Annotated in this window: 3 protein-coding genes; 1 reads left to right on the top strand and 2 read right to left on the bottom strand. The window is 62.8% G+C overall.

What is annotated here, in order from left to right:
- Positions 1-200 precede the first annotated feature (200 nt).
- Positions 201-521: a hypothetical protein gene (locus ACDP63_RS24180; protein WP_409928793.1), complete on the bottom strand. Its 321-nt coding sequence runs from the start codon at positions 519-521 to the stop codon at positions 201-203.
- 39 nt (positions 522-560) lie between these two features.
- On the opposite strand from ACDP63_RS24180, the gene ACDP63_RS24175 reads away from it, so the two are divergent.
- Positions 561-4,292, top strand: a complete 3,732-nt coding sequence (locus ACDP63_RS24175; RefSeq protein ID WP_409928792.1) for an AAA family ATPase — start codon at positions 561-563, stop codon at positions 4,290-4,292.
- 173 nt (positions 4,293-4,465) lie between these two features.
- Here ACDP63_RS24175 and ACDP63_RS24170 read toward each other — a convergent pair whose 3' ends face one another.
- The gene (locus ACDP63_RS24170; protein WP_409928791.1) at positions 4,466-4,840 is read right to left on the bottom strand and encodes a plasmid pRiA4b ORF-3 family protein; all 375 of its coding nucleotides are present in this window, start codon (positions 4,838-4,840) and stop codon (positions 4,466-4,468) included.
- Between the last annotated feature and the right edge of the window lie 38 nt (positions 4,841-4,878).

The raw sequence follows: 4,878 nt of genomic DNA, 5'->3' as shown, positions 1-4,878 counted from the left end.
ACCCTCTATCGCTACGTCGATGCCAACGGAAACCTCAGGGACCACGGAAGGCGCGTTTTATCGGCTTAGCGTAGGATTTAGCACCGTCCGGCAGCAGACCCCACAGTCACGGCGTCACGATCCTTGAGATCGATGGACGCAGTATCACGACACGCCATCGCGATATCCCCGGGCCGGCTCCGGTCCTCCGATTGCCCAAGTCAGGGACGATGAACCTCGACGACTTGGAAGCCGCGCTTTTGGAAGTCGTCGCTGTCCCAGACATAGGACTGCAACCCCTTGTCTATGTCGAACTTGCGGCCGGGCCCGACGCGCCTACCGTGATCATAGGCAAAGCCGAAGCGCTGTTGCGCGCGCTGCCCGTTCGTCCAGCCGGCATTCGAATCCATCGTGCCGTGGATGCGGATCCAGAGAGTGCCGCCTCGGTAGCCCCAGTAATCTCCCTCAAAGACACGCAACCCGAGGACCTCTTCGTGCAAGCGTTCAGCCGTAGGCACGGCATAGCTCCTGACGATCGCCACCTTGCGGGGTTCCGCGACATTCTGGGGAGCCTGTGAGCCATGCAGATTCTTTCGATCAGCGGGGAAAACATCGCGAGCCTCGCTGAGCCTTTTGCGATCCGACTCAATGAAGGACCTCTGTCATCTGCCGGCCTCTTTGCCATTACGGGAGAGACCGGCGCAGGGAAATCGAGCCTTCTCGATGCGATGTGTCTGGCCCTCTATGGCGACTGTCCTCGCCTCTCGGGCGCTGGCACTCGGGAAAGCGTGGAGGACGTCGATGGTCAAGAACTGAAGTCCAACGATCCCCGTATGGCACTTCGCCGTGGAGCTTCCAGCGGGTTTGCACGCGTAGTGTTCCGGGCGGTCGACGGAGAGGACTATGCGGCGGAATGGATGGCTCGCCGGGCGCGGGGAAGACTGGATGGGAGGCTGCAGGCAGTGGAGCGGAGCGTGATGCGGCTGTCGGACAAGCAGGTCCTCGCGACGCAAATCTCCATCGTGAACGAGCGCATAGTCGAGCTGACCGGTCTGACATATGATGAGTTTCGGCGGACAGTGCTCCTTGCGCAGGGCGATTTCGATGCCTTTCTCGTTGCAAAGACGGGTGACCGGGCTGCGATCCTCGAAAAGGTGACAGGCACCGAGATCTATCGGGCGATCTCGCGGAAGGTCTTCGAGCGCCATGCGGAGGCGCGGCGCTCGCTCGACTCGCTCGAAACGCGGCGCGGCGAGCACAGGCTTTTGTCCGGGGATGAACGAGAGGCCCTGTCCGCGCAAATTGGGGCACTGCGAGACCTCCAAACCCTGGATGGCGAGGAACTTCGGCGGATCTCGGCCGAGATCGCCGTCTATGCATCGCGGGACGAGGCCCATACGAAAGTCACCAAGGCGAGGCAGCGGGTGGCAACAGCGCAAACAGCGCTTGAAGACTGTGCTGAGAACCAAGCTTGGCTCAGGGAATGGGAAGGCGCGCGCGGCCTGCGCGGCGAGGTTAAGGAACGGGAAACCGCGGTCAAAGCTCTCGCCGATGCTGCGGCATCACGCGATGACCTCATCATCAAACATGATCAGCAGGATGCGCTGGTGAAGGAAGCGAACGTCGTAGTGCTGACGGCAAAGGCCGATCACGACGCGGCGGAAGAGCTATTCAAGAAGCTCGGCCCGGACTGGACACGCGCGACGACCCTGGATGGGAACATCGGGACCGCAGAGGGCGAATTACGGGATGCCGAGGCGAAACTCGCCGATGCGGCCGAACAGGCAAGACAGGCGGATGCTGTTTCGCAGGACTTGGAGAGGGACAAGACGGCGCTCGAGGCGGCTGTTGCGCGGGAGAGCGCCACCCTCGAAGCCGTCGTCGGCCACGAGACGTTGTTGGCGAACTGGACGATGCTCGAGGGTCGCCTTCAGGATCGTATCGAGGCGGCCACCAGCCTGGCAGCATGGTTGGTCGAGAAAGCGGACCTGACAGACTCGATAGCGATCGACGTCAAGACGAAGACGACCGCGCAGGACGCGATCAGGAGGGCCGACACTACGATCACGGCTGCCCGCGAGAGGCAGGATCAGGTTGCGGGTGAGCGCGAGGCGTTGAGGTCCGCTAACCCGTCCGCCAGATTGGTGCGTCTGTCACAAGCGGCGACGGACCTGCGCGCTGTGCAGGGCGCTGATCGAGAGGTGGGCGCTGCACGAAGCGTGATCTCCGGGAGTGAAAGGAAGATCGCAGATGCGCGCGCACAGCTTGCCTTTGCGGTCGCGGCGAAGGCGATTGCGACCACAGAGGTCGAGGCCGCCCGGCAAAGGGTCGAAACGCTCAGGCGTCCGGTCGCCAGTGCTGCGGCCGCAGTCTCGGCCGAAGCTGCGCGCCTGCGGCAGCATCTCCGGGATGGAGAACCGTGCCCTGTCTGTCAGTCGCTCTCTCATCCTGTGATGCAGGACAGCGCCTTGGCGCAGCTTGCGGCCGAGCTCCGGTTGCAGCTTGAGACCGAAGAGAAAGCGTACTCTGCGGCGATGGACGCACTCCGAAACGCCGACGGAACAGCGGCCGAAGCCGAGAAAATCAGCGCCGCGGAGACGGCGATCAGGCCAGAGCTCGACAGTCGCCTCGCGAAGGCCATCGAGGCTTTCACCGAAGCGCGCGGCCTTCTAGACGGCACCGCTCTCGACAACCGGCTCCCGCGCGAGCCCGGTGTCGGTGATGTCGTATACGCGCAGATTGTCGTGACGATCGGCGAGTGGCGCAAGAAGCTGGAGCAAGACCGGGACCGCCTCGAGGAGGTCGACAGGATTCATGACGACGCAGCCAGGGTGATCGATGCACAAGGGCGTGAGATCGCACGCCTTGAGGCACAGATCCGCGATCTTGATCAAAGGATGGCGGGATCCGGGTCAAGGATCGAGAAGCTGTCCGCGAATATCGAGACTGCAAGAACAGCGGTCGAGCAGATCGACACCCGGGTCGGACCAATCCTCGCGGCGCTAGGCCGCGATGTGGAAGCGTTCGGCGAGGGCGCAGAGGACGTGCTAAGCGAGCTGCAAAGGGCCGTCTCCGACCTGACGGAGGCGCAGCGTCGCCTCACCGACTATCGGGCCCGGCTTGCAGTGCTGGGGCCCGACATCGCCCGAGCTGCGGCTGAGCTCGCAGTCGCAAGGCGTGCAGAGGCGGATGCCACGGCTCAAAGGGATGCGCGGACCAAGAACCTCCATGCTCTCAGAGAAGAAAGGGCATCGCTGCTGGGCGGTGAGCCTACGGAGGTGCACCGGACGCGGCATAACGATGCGCGAAAGGACGCGCTCCTCGCACTCCAGCACGCTGAAGCCACGGCCGGGCGCGAAGCGATCGTTCTCGCGAGCTTTGAGAGTGCGCTAGCCGCCGCTTGCCAGACCGTTGATCAGGCTGAAATCCGTGCGAAGACCGCCGAGGGAGCGCTTTCGGCCGCGTGCGCTGCTGCGGGTCTGTCATTTGAGCGCGTGATCGCACTTCACGCAGCCTCCGACGCAGAGGTCACTTTCCTCCGCGAACAGGTCCAAAAAGCACAAACTGAAAAGACCGAAGCCGACGGCGCGCTCAAGGAGCTCGAGTCTGCCTTGATTGCCATCGAAGAAAAGGGACTTCCAGTCAAGCCTCGGGATGAGCTCGAGGCCCGCAAGGACGCGGTCAATGCTGCGGTCGAGAAACGGGCCCAAGAGATCGGCGGGTTGATCGAACAGCAGTCAGCAGACCTTCAGGCGCAGGAAAGGTTGAAGGGCCTTGAGACCGAGATCAAGAAGGCCAGCGCGACCGCCGATACGTGGCTCGCGATTAATGAAGCCATCGGCTCTGCGAGCGGAGATCGCTTTGCCCAGATCGCGCAAGCCGTAACCTTGGGCCTTCTCGTGGAGCGTGCGAATCTGCACTTAAGGGACCTCAAGCCACGATACCAGTTGGAGGTCGCCGCGTCTGACCTAGCGCTTCTCGTCGTTGATCTCGACATGGCCGGTGATCGCCGCACGACGCGCTCTTTGTCGGGTGGCGAGCGATTCCTTGTTTCTCTGGCGCTCGCTTTGGCCCTTTCGGGCATGGGTACACATGGTGCCTTGGCCGGTACCTTGTTCATCGACGAAGGCTTTGGGTCGCTGGACTCCGATAGCCTCGATCTTGCCATTGACGCCCTGGAGCGGTTGCAGGCGCAGGGGCGAACGGTGGGCGTGATCAGCCATGTCCAGGCAATGAAAGACCGGATCCCGGTTCAAATCGAGGTGGTCAAGACAGGCGGAGGGGCTAGCGAGGTTCGATTGAAAGTGGCGTAGAGAAAANGCAGGGGCGAACGGTGGGCGTGATCAGCCATGTCCAGGCAATGAAAGACCGGATCCCGGTTCAAATCGAGGTGGTCAAGACAGGCGGAGGGGCTAGCGAGGTTCGATTGAAAGTGGCGTAGAGAAAACGTAACCATCCGGCGTAGGCCGCGGACGGGTGTCCGTGCTCAGGGAGTGGGCTTGGGTGCTTTGGGCTTGCCGGGCCGCGGGGACCATTTCTTCGCGAGTTGGTCAAAGCGTTCGACGATCCTGTCGATCCTGGCATCTTCGGGATCGAAGGATGCACCTGACCAGCCGACCATGTCGTCGTGCTGCTCGTGGTCCGGATCTGCGAGGGCTTCGAGGAATTCCTCGTAGCCCGGAGCACCGCCGACATCCTCGGGCGGGCAGGCCCCGCTGGCCTTCAGAAGCCTTGGATAGGTCACGCCCGGGCTGGCCTCGGTGACCCGCTCGATCCGGATGCTGTGGTCCCAGTCATGTAAGCGATGGGGTGGACGCCCCCCGGCGGCATCGATGTGCCAAGGTGGCGGGTGTTGAAGCACCGCTACGGAGGGGAGCGTCCATGGGAGAGGTTAGCATC

Origin of the sequence: Paracoccus sp. P2 (assembly GCF_046335115.1) — a bacterium.
GTDB lineage: Bacteria > Pseudomonadota > Alphaproteobacteria > Rhodobacterales > Rhodobacteraceae > Paracoccus > Paracoccus pantotrophus.
This window is presented reverse-complemented; position numbering and strand designations above follow the sequence as displayed.

Excerpts from the sequence above, each read along its gene's own strand:
- ACDP63_RS24175 (WP_409928792.1), top strand. The coding sequence starts at position 561 with ATGCAGATTCTTTCGATCAGCGGGGAAAACATCGCGAGCCTCGCTGAG.